This is a genomic window from Copranaerobaculum intestinale (assembly GCF_009831105.1).
In the GTDB taxonomy this organism is placed as follows: Bacteria; Bacillota_I; Bacilli_A; order Erysipelotrichales; family Erysipelotrichaceae; genus Copranaerobaculum; species Copranaerobaculum intestinale.
The window spans coordinates 951775-972664 of sequence record NZ_WUUQ01000001.1 but is presented as its reverse complement, the minus strand read 5'-3'; the positions used below and the strand labels follow the sequence as shown (position 1 = coordinate 972664).

General features: G+C 45.0%; 14 protein-coding genes and 1 riboswitch. Of the genes, 1 reads left to right on the top strand and 13 read right to left on the bottom strand.

Going from position 1 to position 20890, the window contains the following annotated elements:
- Positions 1 to 79: 79 nt before the first annotated feature.
- Positions 80 to 152: riboswitch (Fluoride riboswitch) on the top strand.
- 47 nt (positions 153 to 199) lie between these two features.
- Entirely contained in the window at positions 200 to 1405 is a 1206-nt protein-coding gene (locus GSF08_RS04745) for a cation:proton antiporter (protein ID WP_160624661.1), read from the top strand.
- Between the two features lie 338 nt (positions 1406 to 1743).
- On the opposite strand, the gene GSF08_RS04740 is transcribed toward GSF08_RS04745, so the two are convergent.
- The 13 genes from GSF08_RS04740 to GSF08_RS04680 form a co-directional block, all read right to left on the bottom strand.
- A complete protein-coding gene (locus GSF08_RS04740; RefSeq protein WP_160624660.1) occupies positions 1744 to 2568 on the bottom strand; it encodes an undecaprenyl-diphosphate phosphatase in 825 nt (274 codons plus the stop codon).
- Between the two features lie 70 nt (positions 2569 to 2638).
- Complete coding sequence (murD, locus tag GSF08_RS04735) at positions 2639 to 3964, bottom strand: UDP-N-acetylmuramoyl-L-alanine--D-glutamate ligase (protein ID WP_160624659.1); 1326 nt, start codon at positions 3962 to 3964, stop codon at positions 2639 to 2641.
- Between the two features lies 1 nt (position 3965).
- Entirely contained in the window at positions 3966 to 4928 is a 963-nt protein-coding gene (mraY, locus tag GSF08_RS04730) for a phospho-N-acetylmuramoyl-pentapeptide-transferase (RefSeq protein ID WP_160624658.1), read from the bottom strand.
- Entirely contained in the window at positions 4910 to 6349 is a 1440-nt protein-coding gene (locus GSF08_RS04725) for a UDP-N-acetylmuramoyl-L-alanyl-D-glutamate--2,6-diaminopimelate ligase (RefSeq protein WP_160624657.1), read from the bottom strand. The genes mraY and GSF08_RS04725 overlap by 19 nt, the downstream gene beginning before the upstream one ends.
- On the bottom strand, positions 6327 to 8243 hold the full coding sequence (locus tag GSF08_RS04720) for a penicillin-binding transpeptidase domain-containing protein (RefSeq protein WP_160624656.1): 1917 nt from the start codon (positions 8241 to 8243) through the stop codon (positions 6327 to 6329). The genes GSF08_RS04725 and GSF08_RS04720 overlap by 23 nt, the downstream gene beginning before the upstream one ends.
- 169 nt (positions 8244 to 8412) lie before the next feature.
- Positions 8413 to 10602 carry a penicillin-binding protein gene (locus tag GSF08_RS04715; RefSeq protein WP_160624655.1) on the bottom strand — a complete coding sequence of 730 codons (2190 nt, stop codon included), beginning with the start codon at positions 10600 to 10602 and terminating at the stop codon, positions 8413 to 8415.
- Between the two features lie 70 nt (positions 10603 to 10672).
- Entirely contained in the window at positions 10673 to 10972 is a 300-nt protein-coding gene (locus tag GSF08_RS04710) for a cell division protein FtsL (RefSeq protein ID WP_160624654.1), read from the bottom strand.
- A gap of 5 nt (positions 10973 to 10977) precedes the next feature.
- The gene (gene rsmH, locus GSF08_RS04705) at positions 10978 to 11910 is read right to left on the bottom strand and encodes a 16S rRNA (cytosine(1402)-N(4))-methyltransferase RsmH (RefSeq protein ID WP_160624653.1); all 933 of its coding nucleotides are present in this window, start codon (positions 11908 to 11910) and stop codon (positions 10978 to 10980) included.
- A complete protein-coding gene (gene mraZ / locus GSF08_RS04700; protein ID WP_160624652.1) occupies positions 11910 to 12341 on the bottom strand; it encodes a division/cell wall cluster transcriptional repressor MraZ in 432 nt (143 codons plus the stop codon). The genes rsmH and mraZ overlap by 1 nt, the downstream gene beginning before the upstream one ends.
- A gap of 277 nt (positions 12342 to 12618) precedes the next feature.
- Entirely contained in the window at positions 12619 to 14193 is a 1575-nt protein-coding gene (locus GSF08_RS04695; protein ID WP_160624651.1) for a ClC family H(+)/Cl(-) exchange transporter, read from the bottom strand.
- A 120-nt stretch (positions 14194 to 14313) separates the two neighbouring features.
- Positions 14314 to 18645 carry a PolC-type DNA polymerase III gene (locus GSF08_RS04690; RefSeq protein ID WP_160624650.1) on the bottom strand — a complete coding sequence of 1444 codons (4332 nt, stop codon included), beginning with the start codon at positions 18643 to 18645 and terminating at the stop codon, positions 14314 to 14316.
- 93 nt (positions 18646 to 18738) lie between these two features.
- On the bottom strand, positions 18739 to 19695 hold the full coding sequence (locus GSF08_RS04685) for a sodium:calcium antiporter (RefSeq protein WP_160624649.1): 957 nt from the start codon (positions 19693 to 19695) through the stop codon (positions 18739 to 18741).
- Between the two features lie 9 nt (positions 19696 to 19704).
- Complete coding sequence (locus GSF08_RS04680; RefSeq protein WP_160624648.1) at positions 19705 to 20886, bottom strand: MalY/PatB family protein; 1182 nt, start codon at positions 20884 to 20886, stop codon at positions 19705 to 19707.
- Between the last annotated feature and the right edge of the window lie 4 nt (positions 20887 to 20890).

Sequence of the window (20890 nt, the reverse complement as noted above, 5' to 3'; positions counted from 1 at the left end):
CGAAATCGATCATGACTGATACCCTTCTACAAGCATATAAAACTAATTTTTTGTTTACAGACTAAAGCGAATCGGATATAATACTCAAGGGAATGATGTTCTCCCTTGGGAAACCTAAACCGCTTATATAAGCTGATGACTTCTGTGATTTTTATGTCGCAGAATGCATCAGTTTTTTTGTATTAAAAGGAGATAGGCTATGTTGACTTCACTTGCGTTTATTTTTTTATTAGGCTTAGCTATGGCTTCAATCTGCCAAAAGATCAAATTGCCGCGTATTATCGGCATGCTGGCTACCGGCATTGTACTAGGTCCATATGTTTTAGATCTGCTTGATCCATCCATTCTATCCATTTCATCGGAATTGCGGCAAATGGCTTTAATCATTATCTTGATCAAGGCAGGATTATCCCTTGATCTTGCGGAATTAAAAAAGGTAGGAAGACCTGCAGTCCTGATGTCCTTTGTGCCGGCTTGCTTTGAGATTTTGGCATTCGTACTGTTTGCCCCCTCTATTCTGAGCGTAACCAGAATGGAAGCAGCGGTTATGGGCTCCGTGCTCGCGGCCGTGTCACCAGCCGTGGTCGTACCGCGCATGGTTCAGCTCATCGATATGAAATACGGCTTATCCAAAAGCATACCCCAGTTAATTTTGGCTGGTGCTTCCTGTGATGATATTTTTGTCATTGTGCTGTTTTCCACTTTTATTAACATGACGCAAGGAGGAAGCGCAAATATTTTAGATTTTATGAGCATTCCGATTTCCATTGTGCTGGGAGTGATCTTGGGTGCTGTTATCGGATATCTTCTCAGTCACTTTTTTGAAACCGCATATGCACATAAGCATTACGTACGTAACAGCACGAAAGTTGTCATTGTGCTGGGAGTATCTTTTATTCTATTAGCGATGGAAACATGGCTGAAGGGTATTGTGTCTGTGTCCGGTCTGCTTGCGGTTATGAGCATGGCCTGCACCTTAAAAATCAAAAGTATAGCATTTGTATCAAAACGGCTGGCGGAGAAATTCGGCAAACTATGGATCGCGGCGGAGGTTATTCTCTTTGTGCTGGTTGGCGCTGCAGTGGATATCCGCTATACGGTGACTGCTGGTTTGGCTGCCGTATGTATGATTATGCTTGCGCTCATTTTTCGGGCCGTCGGAGTTTCTATTTGTCTGATCAAAACGAAGCTCAATCGAAAGGAACGCCTTTTCTGTATCCTCGCTTATCTTCCGAAAGCGACCGTACAGGCTGCGATCGGATCTGTTCCGCTCGCTATGGGCCTTGCTTGCGGCAGACTAGTTCTCTCGGTTGCGGTATTGGCTATTTTGATCACCGCTCCGCTGGGCGCCATCGGCATGGATATGACATATAAAAAGCTCCTTTCCAAAGCAGAAGCATCGTAAAAGGGCTAAATTATCTTCGCTTTTGTCGGTGTGAGAAATAAAATGCTTCGCTATAGCAATCAGATCAATTCCATATAAATGCACAGCGGTAAGCTTTTCTAGTACACCCCGCAGCCGACCAGTTCCACAGCTTATTCCCCTTCTTTGGAAGTGCCGTCATGCTGAGCCATCTCATGATAAGTCTGGTGAGACTGTTCTGCTTTTTTCTCCATGCTTATGTTCTTCTTCCTCTTTATTTTTCATCATAGCATGTTGATTCATTACCGGCAAATTCACATACTGAAAATTTCTTGGCGAGATCTGTAATAAAAAACGTCAGCTAAACGCCGGCGTTTTTCTTATACAAGGGTAAAATACAGGATCACGATAATGCCGAGGACAATCCGATAATATCCAAACAGCTTGAAATCATGCTTACGGATATAACTCAACAGCAGCCGGATGGCAAAGATAGATACAATGAAGGCTACAACCGTACCCACCAGCAGCAATCCCCACTGTTCAGCCGTAAACATACCGACCTTCATAAAATATTTAACCAGCTTTAAGCCGCTGGCACCTGCCATTACCGGCACGGCCAGAAAAAAGGAAAACTCACTTGCGACATAGCGGGAACAGCCCAGCAAAATCGCACCCAAAATCGTAGCCCCGCTGCGGGATGTGCCGGGTACCGCTGCCAGTACCTGAAAGCATCCGATGAAGAACGCTGTTTTATACGACAGGGTTTCTAATGATCTTGTAGTTGGGGTATGACGCTTACTTTCTATCACAATAAATGCAATACCATAAATAATCAATGTCGCCGCAATCACATAAACGCCGGACAGGTAATCCTCCAGAATCATATCCAAAGGAAGTCCGACAATCGCAATCGGAACTAAACCGACAATAACCTTCTTCCATAAATCAAAGGTTTGGCGCTTTTCACTGATTGATTTACGTCCGGAAAACGGATTCAGCTTATGAAAAAACAATACACAGACCGCAATGATCGATCCGAATTGAATAACTACTTTAAATACCTCAAAAAACGCAGGGGTCGATGTCATCGGCCAGATTTTATCAAATAATATCAAATGTCCAGTGCTGCTGATCGGCAGCCATTCCGTGATTCCCTGGATAATTCCAAGAACGACGGCTTTTAATATCTCTATCATATCCATATAGTCGTACTCCTTTTGTGTTTATTGTATCCGATAGGAATCAGAATTACAATTCATGATGAGGAACAGATTAGTTTTGCTGAAGATATTCCAGTACATATGCTTTAAAGATACGACCTCGTTCTTCATAGTTTTTAAATTGATCATAGCTGGAGCATGCCGGACTAAGCACGACCACGTCTCCGGGAGCTGCAAGTCCTACCGCTCGATCAAACGCTTCTTTCATCGTCTCACAAATATTTACATGCGAGAAGATCGGCTGAAATTTATGACGAGTTTCTCCGAAGGCGATGCAGCACTTGATTCGATCATCAAATTCTTTCAATTCATCGAAGGGAATCCCCTTATCATGACCGCCGGCTAACAGAATTATATTTTTCTCAAAGGACTGCAAAGCGGTCACAACCGCTCCGGTATTGGTTGCCTTGGAATCGTTGTAAAAGGTTACCCCGTTTCGTTCACCGATATATTCCAAGCGATGTTCCACTGCCTGAAATGCTTTGATTCGTTTTTGGATGGAGGGTATTGATACACCCAGCTTATATGCCATGCAGGCAGCCACCATGGCATTTGCGACATTGTGATCACCGACGATCTTTAAATCATTCTGATGAAACAGCAGCTGTTCATGCAGATAGATGCCCCCGTCTTTGCGATATAGATCTACATCCTGGCGAATCAGGGAAAAATCAATGACCGTCGATGGAATATCCTTCGCATATTTCATTACCAGCGGATCATCGACATTGCGTAAGAACCAGTCATCCTTGTGTTGATTTTTAAAAATCCGCATTTTGCTTTTATAATAAGCCTCCACACTGTCCATATAATCCAGATGATCCGGTGCCAGATTACAGACGACACTGACCTCAGGGCGGAATGTATCAATGCCCAGAAGCTGAAAATTACTGAGCTCCAAAGCAATATCCTTTTCTTCCTCACCAAAGATCAGGGCTTGTTCACTAAGCGGACAGCCGATGTTGCCGGCTGCTAATGCCCGACCATTTTCCTGAAGCAGTTCATAGAGAATCGAAGTGATGGTTGTCTTTCCATTGGTACCGGTAATCGCACCGTAATGGAACCTTGGTGCACACGCATAGGCAATTTCCACTTCAGTTAAAATCTTCGTATGCTTTTCCACAAATTTTTTGATGAATGGATTATGATATGGAATGCCTGGATTCTTTACAATGAAATCCCACTCGCCATCCAGCAAGAAGTCCGGATGGCCGCCGTCAAAAACCGCAATACCCATATCCTGCAAAGCTTGTTTATGAGCGATACATGCGCTGTCGGTAATCGTAATATCCGCGCCGCGGGCCAACAGCAGCTTTGCCGCTGCTTCACCGCTTTTAGCACAGCCGATAACCAAAACTTTCTTGTTCTTAAAATCCATCCTACATCACTCCCAACCAGCAGCCGATTGCCGCAAATACCAATCCCATGGACCAAAAAATCAATACTACCTGTGTTTCTTTGAAACCGCTCAATTCAAAATGATGATGTAGCGGCGCCATTTTAAACACTCGCTTTTTCGTTAATTTATAACTGGTAACCTGAATGACTACCGACAGCACTTCCAGTAAGAATACACCGCCGATAATCACCAGCAGTAATTCCTGTTTCAATACCATTGCGGTTGCGGCTAACAAGCCGCCAAGTGCTAATGATCCGGTATCACCCATGAATATTTTAGCCGGATGCAGATTATAGCGAAGATAGCCAAGCAATGCTCCGACCACTGCCAAAAGCAGCATTGCCAAATCCTTGTTATCCTGCAGCAAAGCAAAAATCACATAGGGAGAAATTGCGATGATGACCGTTCCGGCACTTAAACCATCCAGTCCATCGGTCAGATTAACCGCATTGCTCTCTGCCGTAAACATAATATATACGAGAACAAAGTAAAGCCATCCCAGATCCAGGGTTTGATCAAGCAAAGGAATGTATACGGTCGAAGATGCGATATTGCGATAAAACAGATAAAAGGCAACTGCCAGAATTGACTGCAGCAGAAACTTCATACCGGGACGAAGTCCTACATTATCTTTTTTCACAACAATTATATAATCATCCAGAAAACCGATCATACCATAACCGACATAAGCCATCGCCACCAGCAGCATCTCTTTGGATGCGAATGCTGTATGATCCAGCACCACAAGAACTAACAGCGGTACAAGGATAAATACGACACCGCCCATCGTCGGGGTACCGCCCTTAATCAAATGCGACTGCGGGCCGTCCTTACGTATCTCCTGACCGAATTTAATCTTATGTAAGAAGGGAATCAGCATGGGCATTGCGATGAGTGTAATGACCAGACTGATTACCAGTGCAGCTATATATTTGAAATCCATGGAACTTCCTCCCTCAGTAAAATTTCCTTGACAGCGTCCTGATCCAGAAATCGTATTCGCTGTCCGTAGATGGTTTGATATGCTTCATTTCCTCTACCGGCGATTATTATTATATCACCATTACCGGCATTTTTAACAGCATGTTTTATCGCACACCTACGATCTTCAATAATCACCGTATTCGGTTTCGGTTCGGGACACATATCGAACAGAATCTGCGGCAGCCATTCGCTGCGCGGATTATCTGCTGTGAGAATGGTCAAATCACTGTAATGAGCACTTAATTCTGCCATCAGCGGACGCTTGATCCGATCCCGTTCCCCACCGCAGCCGATTACGGTTATAATGCGATTTGTTTTCACCTTTTCAGCAAACAGCAGCACATTCTTAAGCGCGTCGCTGGTATGCGCGTAATCGATCCAGATCGTATATGCTTGCGTGCGAATACATTCCAATCGCCCCGGAATGCCTTGAAAACGTGATACCGTTTCCTGCAGCTTTGCATAGCTTACCTGAATGAGCCGGCCATAGGCGATCACCGCTGCCGTATTCAAGATGTTCACATCGCTCAATAAGGGACTGTGAAAAGTATAATCATGCATCACAAAGCTGCTGTCACGATCGGTGACAACCGGACTTTCAGCAGTAAAATGCGCTGCCTGAAAGCCGTATGTGATCAGCTTATGATGATTCAGCTGATAGAACTCACGCATTTTTTGATCATCATTATGAAGAATCACGGTGCCCTGCGGCTTCAGCGAAAAACGCAGCTTAAACTTGGTGTAGCGGTACTGCGATTGTGTAAAATGAAAATCCAGATGATCACTGGTAATACGGGTAAAGATAATCACATCATAACGGATATTGCCGATGCGATGGGTTGCGACAGCATGGGAAGAAACCTCCATAACGACATGGGTAATGCCTCTTTCAAGCGCTTCATGAAGGCAGCGCATCAAAATAAACAATGAGGGAGTTGTATTGCCGGTCGGTATCATTTGCTGTTCATACTGGATGCCATTGGTTCCGATCAGCATTGTTTTCAGCCCCTGAGCATTCAACAGCTGAACACAGAGCGAGGACACGCTCGTCTTACCGCTTGTCCCGGTTACACCGCACACATGCAGCTTCTCATAGGGGCGTGCATAGTAGACATCCAGCAGCTCTGCCGCAGCCTTATGAAGATGCTCGTGAAAAAAGATGCGTTCATCATCATGCGGCTCACTGCTAAGCACATATGCTCCCTTTGCCAGCACCTCATCCAAATACTTCTCACCGCTGTCTCTTGTTCCATGCAGACTGATAAACAACCAATCTTGTTTCGCTTCATCACTGCGATCGGTGATTCCCTGCACTTCAATGGTTGTCTGGCAGGCTACGCCAATACACTTTAACAGCTTATTTAACGTTATCTTTACCAAGATATATCCACACCTTTCCGCCTTCACTCAGCGTAGTTCCTTTTTTCGGAAGCTGCTCCACAACCTTATCTCCCTCGCCGACAAACTCAAACACCAAGCCTTCCTGCTTCACTTCATCTTTATTTTTTCCAATAAAACCATCCACCTGAATATCGATTAGGTCCAGCCACATCTTTTTCTTTGGAATTTGATCGTCTGTTTTCTTCACATTGAGATACGGAAGAATATCCTCATAACAGTTTTTCAGCACCGGACCGATGACCGTACCGCCATACAGCACATCATTTTTGGGTGCATCGGCCGCGATATAAATCACAATTTCCGGATCGTCAATCGGCGCCGCACTGATCATCGAAAGAATATATTCATTCGACAGATACACTCCGTTTACCGCCTTCTGTGCAGTACCGGTTTTACCGCCGATCTTATACCCTTTGATATATGCATTCTTGCCGCCGCCGTTTGCGACGACACTCTCCAACGCATATTTCATTTTTTCACTCGTATCTTTACTGATAACCTGCCGTTTTTTTGTAGGATTGACCTCCAGCAGCGGATCCTGTGTAATTGGATCGAGAATAGCTTTGGTAATATACGGCGTATACAGCGTACCGCCGTTTACGATTGCACTGAAAGCCGTTACCAGCTGAATCGGAGTAACACTCAACCCTTGACCAAAGGCAACCGTAGCCTGTTCGACTTCTCCCATTGCCGATTTCTTAAACATGATACCTTTGGATTCACCCGGCAGATCAATACCGGTCTTTTCTCCAAATCCAAATTTTTTGACATATTCATATTCATTATCCAACCCCAGCCGCCGCGATATTTCAACAAATCCTGGGTTAGAGGAGTTCTCCAGTACCTGCAGAAATGTCTGTTGCCCGTGTCCGCCGGCTTTCCAGCTCTTAATACGGGCCCCACCGACCATTTCATATCCCTTGTCATAATAGGTGTCCTTAAACATATCAAACAGCTTCAGCTCCAAAGCGGAAGCAAATGTCACACTTTTAAAAGTAGAGCCCGGTTCATAGCTCATCCAAATCGGCAGATTGCGATTATATACATCTTTGGAATACTGCTGATAATGATTAGGATCAAAATCCGGTTTGGAAACCATGGCTAATATTTCTCCGGTTTTCGGATTCATCGCTAAGGCGAGTGCCTGATCAGGATGATAGCGTTTCATCAGATTATTTAATTCTCGTTCAATGACATCCTGGATATAGGAATCAATTGTAAGTACCAGATCAAGCCCCTTTCCCGGAGCTTCATAGGATTCATGATACAGTGTGACATTATGCCCTTTCGCATCGAAAGGAATGTTCAGACTTCCCGATTTTGCAGTTAAAATATCGTTATATTGAAGCTCCAATCCAGCTAATCCCTGGTTGTCGATACCGGTAAAACCAAGCACCTGTGCCAGATAAGCATTATTTGGATAGTGACGAAGCGAATCCTGGACCAGATAAACACCGGGAAGATCCAGCTCTTCCAGCTTCTTGGCTCGATCATCACTGATGAGCCTGCCCTCCGGCTGAATCTTCTGAGTCGATACATGTTTGGTAATCGTCTTATAAATTTTTGATTCATCCGCACCCAATATTTCAGCCAGTGTTTTTGCGGTCTGCTTCGGCTTTTCAATCTGTGCCGGTACCACCATAACCGAGGTGGATGGAATATCCTGCGCCAGCACCTTACCGTTTTTATCAAGTATACTGCCGCGCAGACCTGCTACGGTAAAATCACGTTCCCACAGCTCCATTGCCTTTTCCATAATATTTTCATGATGGATAATTTGTTCATAGCCAAGTTTACCTAAAATTAAAGAAAAGATCAGTACCGTGCATAAAAAAATGCGATCCATTCTCTTTTTTACTTTTCCTCTAATCATATACACACCTCAGTGTATTGTATGAAGATATCAGATGATTCATGTTGTTCGATTTTTATAAACAAAAGAAAAAGCAGCTTAACACAATCGGTAAGCTGCTGATAAATAGGTTTATCATCAATCAAATTTCGATAATCGTATACATATTTCAAATAAATTTGTTTGATGACTATTTTAATTTCACTTCAATGCTGGTAGCCTTATCGATAACACTTCCTGCTGCCACGCTCTGCTCGCTGACCGAGCCATAGCCGCTGATCGTAATCGGTATGCCCGTGATATCCCAAAAGGATGCCACATCCTTACGTGACCAGCCAAGCATATTCGGCATCGTGATATTGTTGCCGTCAGTTAGGATAAATATGTTTTGACTTGTAACCACCGAGCTGCCAGCAGCCGGATACTGCTTGATGACACTGTTTCCATCCCCGATCATTACCTTATTGACATTCATATTCTTCATCTTATTTTCCGTATAAGCCAAGGAATGATTGACTAAGGAAGGCATTTCAAACTTTTTCCAAGCGCTGTTCTGCTTTTTGGAATCTTCATTTGACGTGGAAGTACCCGTAATATTTTCCGCAATCAGTGCTTCGCGGAAAGCCTGTTTAAAATAATCACCTGTATATGTCAAGAATTGAGGACTTTCAAAAGCATAATACATCAATACTTTGGGATTGTCATATGGAGCAGCTGCCATAACTGAGTTAATATATGTAGAAGCGGAATAGGATGCTCCCTTCGCAATCTGACCGGTTCCGGTCTTTGCGATGATATCGACGTCATCCATTTTATAGCGCTGTCCGGAGCCGTCCGGATCATTAACAACATGATGCATCAGATCTACGATTTTATGTGCAGTGGATGCCTTGATCGGCTGTCCTACTACTTCGGTCTTGCCTTTATAAAGCGTTTCATTCGTATAAGAATCTTCTATTTTGTTGATGACATAAGGTTTAACCATTTTACCATCATTTAAAATAGCCGTATAGGCCTGAACCATTTGAAGTGCGGTCACACTGGATGCCTGACCGAATCCGGTGGATAATTTATCAGATGGATACGTAAAGTTTTTCAAGCCGACATCTTCCTTTCCCGACAGTCCATAAAGTCCAACGGGTTTGAAAAATCCGAACTTTCCCAAATAATCCATAAAAACTTCCGGTTTCAGATGATAAGTCAGCAGTTCACAGATTCCGGTATTCAAAGATAGGATAAATCCCTTGTCATAAGTTACCATGCCATGATCCTTATCCAGCGCATCCTTAATCGGACTGAATCCTGCGACCGGAGTCGGTGATCGATAAATACCTTCTTCATCGCTGTAGCCCCAATTAAAGGTACCGGATCGAAACGTCGCGTCTTCCGCCGGATAGACACCGGAATCGATCGCGGCGGCATAAGTGAATGCCTTCATGACCGAACCGGGCTCATAGGCGTACTGGCTTGGCAGATCACGATAATCCTTGATATCAAGCTCATTCAGATCAAAAGAAGGATAGCCGCTGTAAGCTAAAATTTTACCAGTCTCCACCTCCATGATGATCGACCATGCATTGGCACTGTCAAATTCACTCATCGTTTTTTGCAGGGCATTTTCTAGTGCCAACTGCACATTCTTATCAATTGTAAGCGTAACATTTGCCCCGTTTACCGCATTTTTTTCTACATATTCAGAACCCGCCAGCTTATTTCCGGCAGCATCTTTTCGATATTTCACTTTACCGTCGGTACCGGTCAGCTCTTTGTTTAAAAAACGTTCCAGTCCCATGCGGCCAACAAGCTGTTTCTTCTTTTCATCATAGCTCGCAAAGCCGATCAGCGAAGAAGCAAACTTACCGTTAGGATAATAACGTTTCGCCGACTTCTCAAATTCAATGCCCGGCAGCTCCAGCGCTTCAACCTGTTCTTTCTGTTCAATGGACAGATTTTTTCCTTTTGTGCCGAATTCGACCTGATAGGAACCATTTTTAACACCGGTTTTCAGCTTATTTAAAATCTCATCTTCATCCATACCAAGGATCGGCGCAAGTTCTTTTGCGGTCTTTTTCTGATCCTTCACGTATGCCGGTTTATCACCGTCTTTACGCCGCTTATCTATAATGGCAACGATTTTATATGTCTCCACATCCTGAGCGATCACTTCCTTGCCGGATCGATCATAAATGACCCCGCGTGAGGCGGTTACCACGTTCACACTGGTTTCACTGCCGCCCCAAGCGGTCTTAATATTGCGCCCGGAATGCAGATGAATACCGGTAACCATAGTAAAAAGGACATTTGCGATAACAAGTGCCCCAATTAAACTGATGACTAAAATCAAATATGTAATCGTTCGATTGGATCTCTTTGTGTTCAATGCAAAACATCCTTTCAGTCGCGGTATATCTTATCCCTTAAGATCATACTTACCAGTATGCTTTGTAATATTAATTATTACCGTCTAAAATTACAACGCTGTCCTGGTTTACGTCAATACCCGCATCCTTCGCAACCGCTAAGATACGGTCGCGGTTCTGCAGCTGTTCCACAGCCACACGCATCGATTCTTTATCTTTCTTGGCTGCGATAATTTCATTTTCGCGTTTCGTATCCAGCTTTGAAAGGCTCATGTTGTAGGATTGTAAAAACAATGAGGAACCCAGATATAAGAATATCGATAAAGCAAAAAACATGGATACTAAACGCTCTACGCGCAATCTGCGTTTCTTTTTCACAATTTTGGCCACTGCAATCACCTGATCCTTTCAATCACTCTTAATTTCGCTGAGTGAGCACGATTATTTTCCATTAATTCCTCACTTCCCGGCAAGATCGGCTTACGGCAGACCAACCGATAAGGAGGTGTTTCCAACTGCTCCGGAAGCAGCGGTATGCGTTTATCGATCTTCGGTACACTGGAATATTCTTTAAATGTATCTTTCACAATTCTGTCCTCCAGTGACTGAAAGGTGATAACCGCAATTCGGCCCTGCGGATTCAGCATCGATAACGCATCATGCAATACAATATGTAATTCCTGCAATTCATCATTTACCGCGATGCGGATCGCCTGAAAGATTTTTTTCGCCGGATGTCCTTTGGTATTCAGCACTTTCATCGGCAATGCGGATTTGATGACGTCAACAAGTTCAAATGTCGTACGAATCGGCTGCTGATCCCTTACCTGTTCAATACGGCGGGCAATCTGCTTTGCAAACTTTTCCTCTCCGTATCTAAAAAAGATCGAAACCAAATCATGATAATCCCATTCGTTAACCACTTCATAAGCACTGAGGGACTGACGCTGATCCATGCGCATATCGAGCGGCGCATCAAATCGATAAGAGAATCCTCGGCTCGCATCATCAAACTGCGGTGATGAAACGCCTAAATCCAACAGCAGTCCGTCAATATGCTTGACGTCATGTTTTGCCAGTTCAGCTTTCAAGCTGGCGAAATTGCTGCGGATGATTGTGTAATGATCAGAAATTCCCGATAATCGCTGATCTGATGCCTTGATCGCCGCTTCATCCCGGTCAAATGCATAGAGATGACCGCTGTCCAACTGCTTTAAAATTTCACTGCTGTGACCGCCGCGTCCCAGCGTGCCGTCGACATAAATGCCGTTTGATCGAATTGCCAAAGCATCGATCGACTCTTTCAGCAGAACACTAGTATGTTCCATTACAGAAAGAACTCCGTCAAACTTTCAGCCATATCTTCAAAGGATTCGGCGTTATCCTCATTAACTGCATTCCAGCGATCCTTCGCCCAAATTTCAACGCGATTTCCGGTACCGGAAATGACACACTCCTTTTTCAGGTCAGCGAGCTGAATAAGGGTCTGCGGCAGTGAAATTCTTCCCTGGGCATCTAATTCACACTCAGCCGCCTTACTGGTTACCATGCGCACATACATGCGGGCTTCCTTTTTGGTCGTGGGAAGCTTCATCAGCTGTTCATAAAGCAGCTTCCACTGTTCCAGCGTATACACGCACAAACAGCCGTCTAGTCCTCGGGTCACAATCATTTTAAAACCCAATTCATCACGGAATTTGGCAGGGATGATAAGGCGCCCTTTGGCGTCGATGTTATGTGCATATTCACCGATCAGCATCCTTCAATCCTCCACTTTCTACCACTTTCCGCTACTTTACACCACTATTATATCGTTTTCAGGGTTATTTGTATATAAAAAATTACCTGAAATTTATGGATTTGCGGAGATTGATAAAACGGTCGCTTGTAGCTTCAGATAAAAGATAGGAAAAGACTGGAGAAGATCAACGTTTCCTGCGGATAATTGGCGAATGATGCGGCGTATCCAAAAAAAGGATGATGCATCCCCAGCTCTTCAGGGCTTCATCATCCTTATCTATATCTAAAATTTTTACTTATTCTTTTACGCCGCAGCATTTCGCAAATGCATGCTTCACGTAAGCAGAATCACCCTCATTTAGCAGTGCTACCAGGATATCGCCGCAATGGATGATCGTTTCACCGTTCGGTATGATCTCCTTACCGCCTCTTTCGATACTGACGATCAAGCAATGGCGCGGCCAGTTGACTTCACAGATCTTCTTTTCACAAATATGGCTTCCCAGCTCCACAACATTTTGAACCAACAGTTTTTCTCCTTTTTCTTCACCGGTGCTGACACCGTTTTTCAGCAGCAGCCGATGCAGCAGGCTCTCATAAATCGGATCGCAGTTCAGCATCGTTGCAGTAAGATAAGCGGCGATCGAAACTACCGCCAGCGGCAGCAGATGGGTCAGAGTGCCGCACATTTCCGCAATCAGGATAATTCCTGTGATCGGCGCTCTTACGATGGCCGCAAACATGCCAGCCATTGCCACAATGATAAAATTGGGCATATACATTGATGAAACTCCGAAATATCGGATCGCAATCACAGCGAAGATCGCCCCGATGAAGCTGCCCAGCACCAACAGCGGGAAGAAAATGCCGCCGGGCGCTCCGGAACCGAAGCTGATCAAGGAAAAGATAAATTTCATCACCAGCAGCATGCCCATCGTCTTGATGAGCATCGCATCGTTATTGGTGAGCATTTCAATCATGCGATGGCCGCCGCCCAGCACTTGCGGCAGACATAGGGCAAAAATACCGGCAAGCAAAAAGGCCAGCAGAATACTGTAACCCGGTTTAAATTTAGATCTTGCCAGGGTATCCTGCATTTTGATCGTGCATTTGTTATAGACGACGCCCAGCACGCCCGCGAAGATTCCCAGCACCAACAGATAGCCGTAATTATGAAGCGGCATCGTTTCTTCCACAACAAAATGAAAGGCCGGCGCCAGACCAAAGATATTTTGAGAGATAAAGGTTCCGGTCACGGAAGCGCACATGACGGATATCAATACATTGACATTAAAATTCTTATGCACTTCCTCTAAGGCAAACATCACCCCGGCAAGCGGTGCATTAAAGGCTGCGGACAAACCGGCAGCTGCTCCGCAGGTAAGCAGCAGATGTTCTTCTACCTTAGCTCGATGAAAGGTTTTCGCCAATCCTTTACCGGCCATTGCCCCAAGCTGAATGCTCGGCCCTTCCCGTCCCAAAGACAGCCCGCCGATCGCGCACAGCACCCCGGACACTGCCTTTGCCGGCAGCACCCGATACCATTTCTGATCGATGAAAGAAATCACCTCGCCCTCAACCTGAGGAATGCCGCTGCCGCTGATATACGGTTCCCATTGACTGATTTTCATTACTAAAAACCCGAGTATCAAGAGAACAATAAACCAACCGGCAATATACAAATAATTTCCCTTGATAAAGGAAGCCGCAGCCATCACAAAGGATTCAGCATGCTCCAGCAGAATACGGTAAAGCACCGCGATCAATCCAGCTGCCGCACCGGTTGCCAGTCCTTCTACCACCAGCACATATTTAAATTTCTTGGCTGTTCCCAGCACATGCTGGGTTGATCCCCGTTTATACGATCTCATCCTATCCCTCGATTCTTTTTTATCATAGCACAAAGACAAAGCTCATTACAAATCCATGTGTCGAGCCAAGTGAAAACGGTTCATTTATTAAAAACAAACCGTTTTGATCATCCCTCAATTTTAAAACAATGAAAGCTGATTTTCCTCCTGCAGATCACCGAGCGCGCCCAGCGCTTCCAGCTTTTTCACCAGAGTTCCATTTAACGCAGTGCGATCCTGCAAGTCCTGCTTAGACAGAAATGCCCCCTGCTTACGGGCTTCAATTACCGTGATCGCAACGTTTTCACCCAAGCCGTCAATACTGGTAAACGGCGGAATGATGATATTGTCATCATCTGGATCAACGATAAATTCTTTTGCTTCAGAGCGCATAATATCAATATTGCCAAAGCGGTAACCGCGCAGTACCATTTCCAGTGCCAGCTCCAGACAGGTGTAAATATCCCGCTCCTTCTTGGTTACCTCATTCTTGAATTCATTGCTTTCCATCCGTCCTGCAATCTCCGTCATCCGACGGCGGATCGACTGTTCGCCCTTGATCATCGTTTCAATATCATAAGCATCACAGCGGATCGAAAAGAACATACAGTAATAATACTGCGGCATATGCACCTTGAACCAGGCAATTCTTACCGCCATCATGACATAGGCAACAGCGTGTGCCTTCGGAAACATATATTTGATCTTCTCACAGGAATCCACATACCAGCTGTCTACGTCATGTTCCTTCATGACTTCGATCCATTCATCCTTCAGCCCTTTGCCCTTACGAACTGATTCCATAATCGTAAAGGCCGTTTTCGGCGGTAATCCCTTATGAAGCAGATAGACCATGATATCATCACGGCAGCCGATTACATTTTTCAGGGTGCAGGTCTTAGCTTCAACCAGATCCTTAGCATTGTTCAGCCAAACATCCGTTCCATGCGACAAGCCGGAAATACGCACCAGCTCATCGAAGGTTGTCGGCCTCGTCATTTCTAAGATGCCCCGGACAAAAGAGGTTCCGAATTCAGGAATCCCCGCGGCGCCGGTAATTTCCGTGTTCTTGCTGGTATCAATATGCAAAGCATCCACACTTGAGAAGATGCTCATTGTTGCCGGATCGTTCATTGGGATCGTTGTCACATCAATACCGCTCATCCGTTCCAACATTTTCATCGCGGTCGGATCGACATGTCCCAGTATATCAAATTTCAGGACATTGTCATGAATTTGATGGAAGTCGAAATGGGTGGTCTTCCATTCCGCAAAAGGGTTATTGGCCGGATACTGCACCGGAGTAAAATCATGCACATCCATATCCTGCGGAATGACGATGATCCCGCCGGGATGCTGACCGGTTGTACGTTTTACCCCTTCACAGCCCTTTGCCAGCCGCAGTATCTGCGCCTTACGGGTCGTTCCCTCAATGCCCATTTCTTCCTCATAGCCCTTGACATACCCAAATGCCGTCTGTTCAGCGACCGTACCGATGGTTCCGGCACGGAATACATGATCCTCACCGAATACCTCTTTGGTATAAGCATGAGCAGTTGGCTGATAATCACCGGAAAAGTTCAGATCGATATCGGGCACCTTATCACCTTCAAAGCCCAAAAAGGTTTCAAACGGTATATCCTGACCATCTCCGCGTATTGTTTCATTACAGATTGGACACTTCTTGTCCGGCAAATCAAAACCAGATGCAATACTGCCGTCGGTAAAAAACTCCACATAATGACATTTAGGACACACATAATGCGGGGCCAGCGGATTTACCTCTGTAATACCAGCCATCGTTGCCACAAATGAAGAGCCGACCGATCCTCGGGAACCAACCAGATAACCGTCCTCATTGGATTTTTTAACCAACAGATGTGATATATAGTAAACCACATAGAAGCCGTGTCCGATAATGCTCTTTAATTCCTTTTCCAATCGGTTGGACACAATTTCCGGCAGCTTTGGTCCATATATTTCATGTGCCCGTTTATAACAGATATCCCGCAACTTCTGATCTGATCCTTCGATATCTGGGGGATACAGACGATCCTTTACCGGATAGACCGGTTCAATCATTTCCGCAATCTTCTGGGTATTGGTAACAACCATCTCATAAGCTCGGTCCTTACCAACCCAAGCAAATGCATCCAGCATTTCATCAGTAGTCAAAAAATGCTGATCCGGCGCCTTGCTTTTGCGCCGCCGCTCCTGATTATAAATATACAGGGGATGGCGCACTCCTCCGATCGCCTGAGAGGAAATATAAATATCACGAATCTGTTTTTCTTCCGGATGCACATAATGCGCGTCACCCGTTGCGACGACAATTTTACCAAGCTGATAACCGGTGCTGATAATATCACCAAGAATCTGCTTCAGCCGGTCCATAGAACCGATCTGATCCCGGGCGATGAGATGCTCATAGCACGCCAATGGCTGAATTTCAACATAGTCGTACCATGCCATTGCCGCTTCCAGCTCCTGCTGATTACGGGTATGCGCCAAGTCAAAAACTTCTCCATTCAAACAGCTGGTGCCGATCAGCAAATTTCCGTTTTTTCTAACCTTATCGATCTCCTCACGGGGGATGCGCGGTTCCGCGACGATATTGGCGGTATTTTTACCGTTAAAGGCAAGGTACTTACAGTGTGACAGGGTAATTAATTCAAACAGTTCTTTTAAGCCGGTTTTATTCTTCACCAAAATGGTAACATGCTTTTTAAATACTTTCTTAAAACAGGATGGATCCTGCATTTCCTGCAGTTCCTTCAGCGTTTTGATATGCTTCAGTTCATTCAGCATATTCATATATACCTGAGCCAGAATTTCCGCATCATAGTCAGCACGGTGAGCGACATCTTCCTCATAGCGGATGCCATAGGAGCGGGCAATCTGACCAAGCCGATATCCCTTGCGGTCGCTGTGCAGCGAACGGGCCAGATCAAGCGTATCAATCACCGGATTCATCAATGGCGCACGGCCGCTTCGAACCAGCTCATCATTTAGAAAGTTATAGTCGAAATCAGCATTGTGGGCAACCAGAATGCGTTCACCGATAAATTCCAGAATTTCATCAACACATTCTTCAAACGGTCTGGCGGTACGCATTTCTTCTTCTGTGATATTGGTAAGCTCCATCGTAAACGCACTCAGCGCCACCGGCGGTTTTATGAATAATTGAAGCTTGCGAATGCAGGTGCGGTCTTTCATGATCTGACCGCCAAACTCAATGATGTGGTCATAGCGTGAGGACAGCCCCGTAGTTTCCAAGTCAAATACACAATACTCGCCCTTTTCCAGTTCCGTATCATCGGCATTGCGGACAATATGCAGAAGCGGATCAACCATGTTCATCTCAACTCCATACAGCATTTTGAAAGGTTTTTCCCGCTTTTTATTGATTGCGGTTACTGCATGCTGCGCCTTTGGGAATGCCTGTACGACCATATGATCGGTCAAAGCAATCGCATCATGACCCCATTCATTCGCCTGGGCGATAAATTCCTCGATATCACAGACTCCATCCATTTCCGAAAGCTTCGTATGAACATGAAGCTCTACACGTTTTTCATCAGCGGTATCATGGCGTTTTTTCTCTGCTGTTTGCTCAATGACATCCGGCATGAACACCAGCTCCCGCGTATACGTATCGTATTCCACACGGCCATATGCAATCACGCTGTCTCCAACATTGATTTCATTTAATACTTCCTTGGTTAGCGCACCGCGTTCAAACCGTTTAATGATGATCGCATCATCCTCATCCGCAATCCATAAGCTCTGTATATCCTTGCCATTGCGCAGCGTACGGTTTTCCCGTTCAAAAATCTTACCGCGAATCTTAATATCGTGACAAGCTTCACTAATATCATGAATCGCAAAAGGTACATACCGATCCAAGCCCTTCTTCCCCTTGGGTCTCATAAATTTTTTTTCTTCATAAATTGGAGCAGGTCGTTCAGTCCGGGATTGTTTGCAGGCAACTTCCGGTATGCTTTTTTCCAGAGTCAGCTCCTGAACCGTGATTTCCTGAGTTATACCGCAGTCCTTTAGAAAAGCCGTGAGCAGATGCTTGTTTTGAATCAGATGATCCCGCTTTCCTGCATCCGTCAGCTGATAGACGATATAGCCGTCTTCTACCTTCGGCCATACCTCTTCAAAAACCCTCAAATGGGCATGCTTGGATACAAAATGCCGAATGTATTTTCTTAGCTCCATAAAATCGATCGCCGGATCTTCACAATATACCTTTAAATCGATCTGGGAACGGGTAATTTTGATTAAGCGCGCCAAAAAGATATCATAGACTTCATAAGGCAATACTTTGGGAAGCTGCAGCTCGATCCGCAGACGGTTCTGATTCCGTATATAGATTGGATCCATCACAAAAGATCCGCCTTCAAAATACTGCAGGTCCGGATTATCCACTTCCATTTTTTTCACAATATCAAGCAGATTTAAACTCATCAAATTCCCCATTTCTAATCTTACCTATCATATCATTTTTTCCTCGTAAAGGAAATGAAAAACCGGTCCTTTTTTTGAACCGGCCAAGCCTTTTTACATCGAACATACAATACTGAAAACATAGCAGCCTAAGATCAGTACACTCAGTATACGCAATACCCAGACATGCTTTTTCCCATACAGAAATCCCAATGCCAGCACGGATGACAGTGCGCCGAATCCGATCAGATTCATGACCTGACCATCGTTTAAATAAATACTTCCCTTCGTGTAAATGATATCGGCAAAGCAGAAAATAATGAAATTAAACAAGTTGCTTCCTACTACATTACCAAATGATGCATTGAAATTACCAAGCCGCATGAGGGACAAAGAAGCGGACAGCTCCGGCAGTGAAGTGGCTACCCCTAAGAAGATCGCCCCTGCCACGGTAGCTCCCATATTCAAATCCTCGGCAATGATATTGGTAACCTGAGTCAATAAAATGCTGACCAGCACCAGCGCCACACTGAATAAAAGAAAGCGAACAGTAATTTGCGGTACGCTCAAATCAAGATCGCATGGTTCCTCGTTGTCTGCGGAATCATCATGCTTCATGCTGTGAACATTTACCGCATATACAAGCAGGATCAAAATGGTCATTAAATTGACATTGATGATCCCCAAATCAAGCGTGATCGGCTTTATAATCGCTAAAAACACCAAAGCGTACATGATCAAGCCATAAAGCAGCGTCTGTTTATGGGAACGGGAAACCTGTGAATCACGATAGCCCTTGGCCGCAATCAAAATTACCACTGCAATGATACATAAATTGAAAACATTGCTTCCCAGCACATCTCCCTGTACCAGCTGGGGCTGATCCAAAGCCAATACTGCCGTAAGCGATGTAAACAGCTCCGGCAGCGAAGTGACTGCCGCCAGCATGACCCCGCCGATAAACGCACCCGATAAATTCGTTTTCTTATCAAGTGCATCCACATACTGAGACAGCTTGATCGAGAAGAGTACTACCAGTACCGCAAGCAAGCCATATGCCAAATAAATCATGAAACCTCCTTAATCCCGTATAAGGGCACCGGCAATGCGGTTCAAACAATCTTTCAAAATACACTGCGGACAAGCCAGATTGATGCGTTCGTAGCCATTGCCATTTTCCCCGAATAATGAGCCCTCATCGAGAATTACCTTTGCTTCATGACGCATAATCCGCTCCAGCTCAGCCGCATCGCTCACATAGGCGCGAAAATCGATCCAAGCCAGATAGGTGCCTTCACACGGTGTTAATACTGCCTTGGGCAGATGTTCCTTTAAAAAAGATGATAAGTATTGAAAATTCGCATCCACATAGGCATTTACCTCCCGCAGCCATGCTTCTCCATCCTTATATGCCGCAATTGTGGCGGTGCGGCTGAAGGTATTGCATTCGCTGATTGAAAAACGGTCGATGACCTTCTTCTTCCACAGCTTTCGGTATGCTTCCTTATGAATGATAATATTACTGTTCTGCAGACCGGCCAAATTAAATGTCTTGCTAGGGGCCGTGCAGGTGATAATTTCCTCCCGATATTTGGGATACGCTTTTGCTAACGGCGTATGCTGATAACCGCTGCGAATCAGATCACAATGAATTTCATCACTGATGATCCATTTATGATTCGCTTCCGCAATCGCTGCTACCTGTTTCAGCTCCGCTTTGCTCCACACCCGGCCGACCGGGTTATGCGGATTGCATAAAATCATCCCGCGTACCTGTGAAAGACGCATTTTTTCTGCCAAATCGTCAAAATCCATACGATAACAGCCATTTTCACAAATCAGCGGATTATCAATCACTTCTCGATGATTCGCACGAATCTTAGCCGCAAACGGATAATAGACCGGACTCTGAATGATAATTCCTTCTCCTTCTTCACTCAGCATATCGATTAAAAAGCCCAGTGCCGGCACTACCCCGGGACTGAAAAACAAATCCTCCCGCCGCAGTTCCCAATCAAACTGCCGCTTAAACCAACCGGTAACCGCCTCGGTATAGGCTTCATCATAGCCATCCTCATAGCCGAAAACGGGATGTGTAATCCGCTCCTTCAGCGCTGCCAGGATTGGATCTGCACAGGCAAAATCCATATCTGCTACCCAAAGCGGAAGCGCATCCTCATCACATCCAAACGCCTCCGCTAAATGATTCCATTTTACCGCAGTCGTACCACGGCGTTCAATTATTTCATCTAAATTTTTCATAAAT

Coding starts and splice junctions, on each gene's coding strand:
- GSF08_RS04695 (WP_160624651.1), bottom strand. CDS start 14,193: ATGAGATCGTATAAACGGGGATCAACCCAGCATGTGCTGGGAACAGCC.
- murD (WP_160624659.1), bottom strand. CDS start 3,964: ATGGATTTTAAGAACAAGAAAGTTTTGGTTATCGGCTGTGCTAAAAGC.
- mraY (WP_160624658.1), bottom strand. CDS start 4,928: ATGGATTTCAAATATATAGCTGCACTGGTAATCAGTCTGGTCATTACA.
- mraZ (WP_160624652.1), bottom strand. CDS start 12,341: ATGCTGATCGGTGAATATGCACATAACATCGACGCCAAAGGGCGCCTT.
- GSF08_RS04690 (WP_160624650.1), bottom strand. CDS start 18,645: ATGAGTTTAAATCTGCTTGATATTGTGAAAAAAATGGAAGTGGATAAT.
- GSF08_RS04680 (WP_160624648.1), bottom strand. CDS start 20,886: ATGAAAAATTTAGATGAAATAATTGAACGCCGTGGTACGACTGCGGTA.
- rsmH (WP_160624653.1), bottom strand. CDS start 11,910: ATGGAACATACTAGTGTTCTGCTGAAAGAGTCGATCGATGCTTTGGCA.
- GSF08_RS04745 (WP_160624661.1), top strand. CDS start 200: ATGTTGACTTCACTTGCGTTTATTTTTTTATTAGGCTTAGCTATGGCT.
- GSF08_RS04740 (WP_160624660.1), bottom strand. CDS start 2,568: ATGGATATGATAGAGATATTAAAAGCCGTCGTTCTTGGAATTATCCAG.
- GSF08_RS04720 (WP_160624656.1), bottom strand. CDS start 8,243: ATGATTAGAGGAAAAGTAAAAAAGAGAATGGATCGCATTTTTTTATGC.
- GSF08_RS04685 (WP_160624649.1), bottom strand. CDS start 19,695: ATGATTTATTTGGCATATGGCTTGCTTGCGGTACTGGTAGTACTCTTC.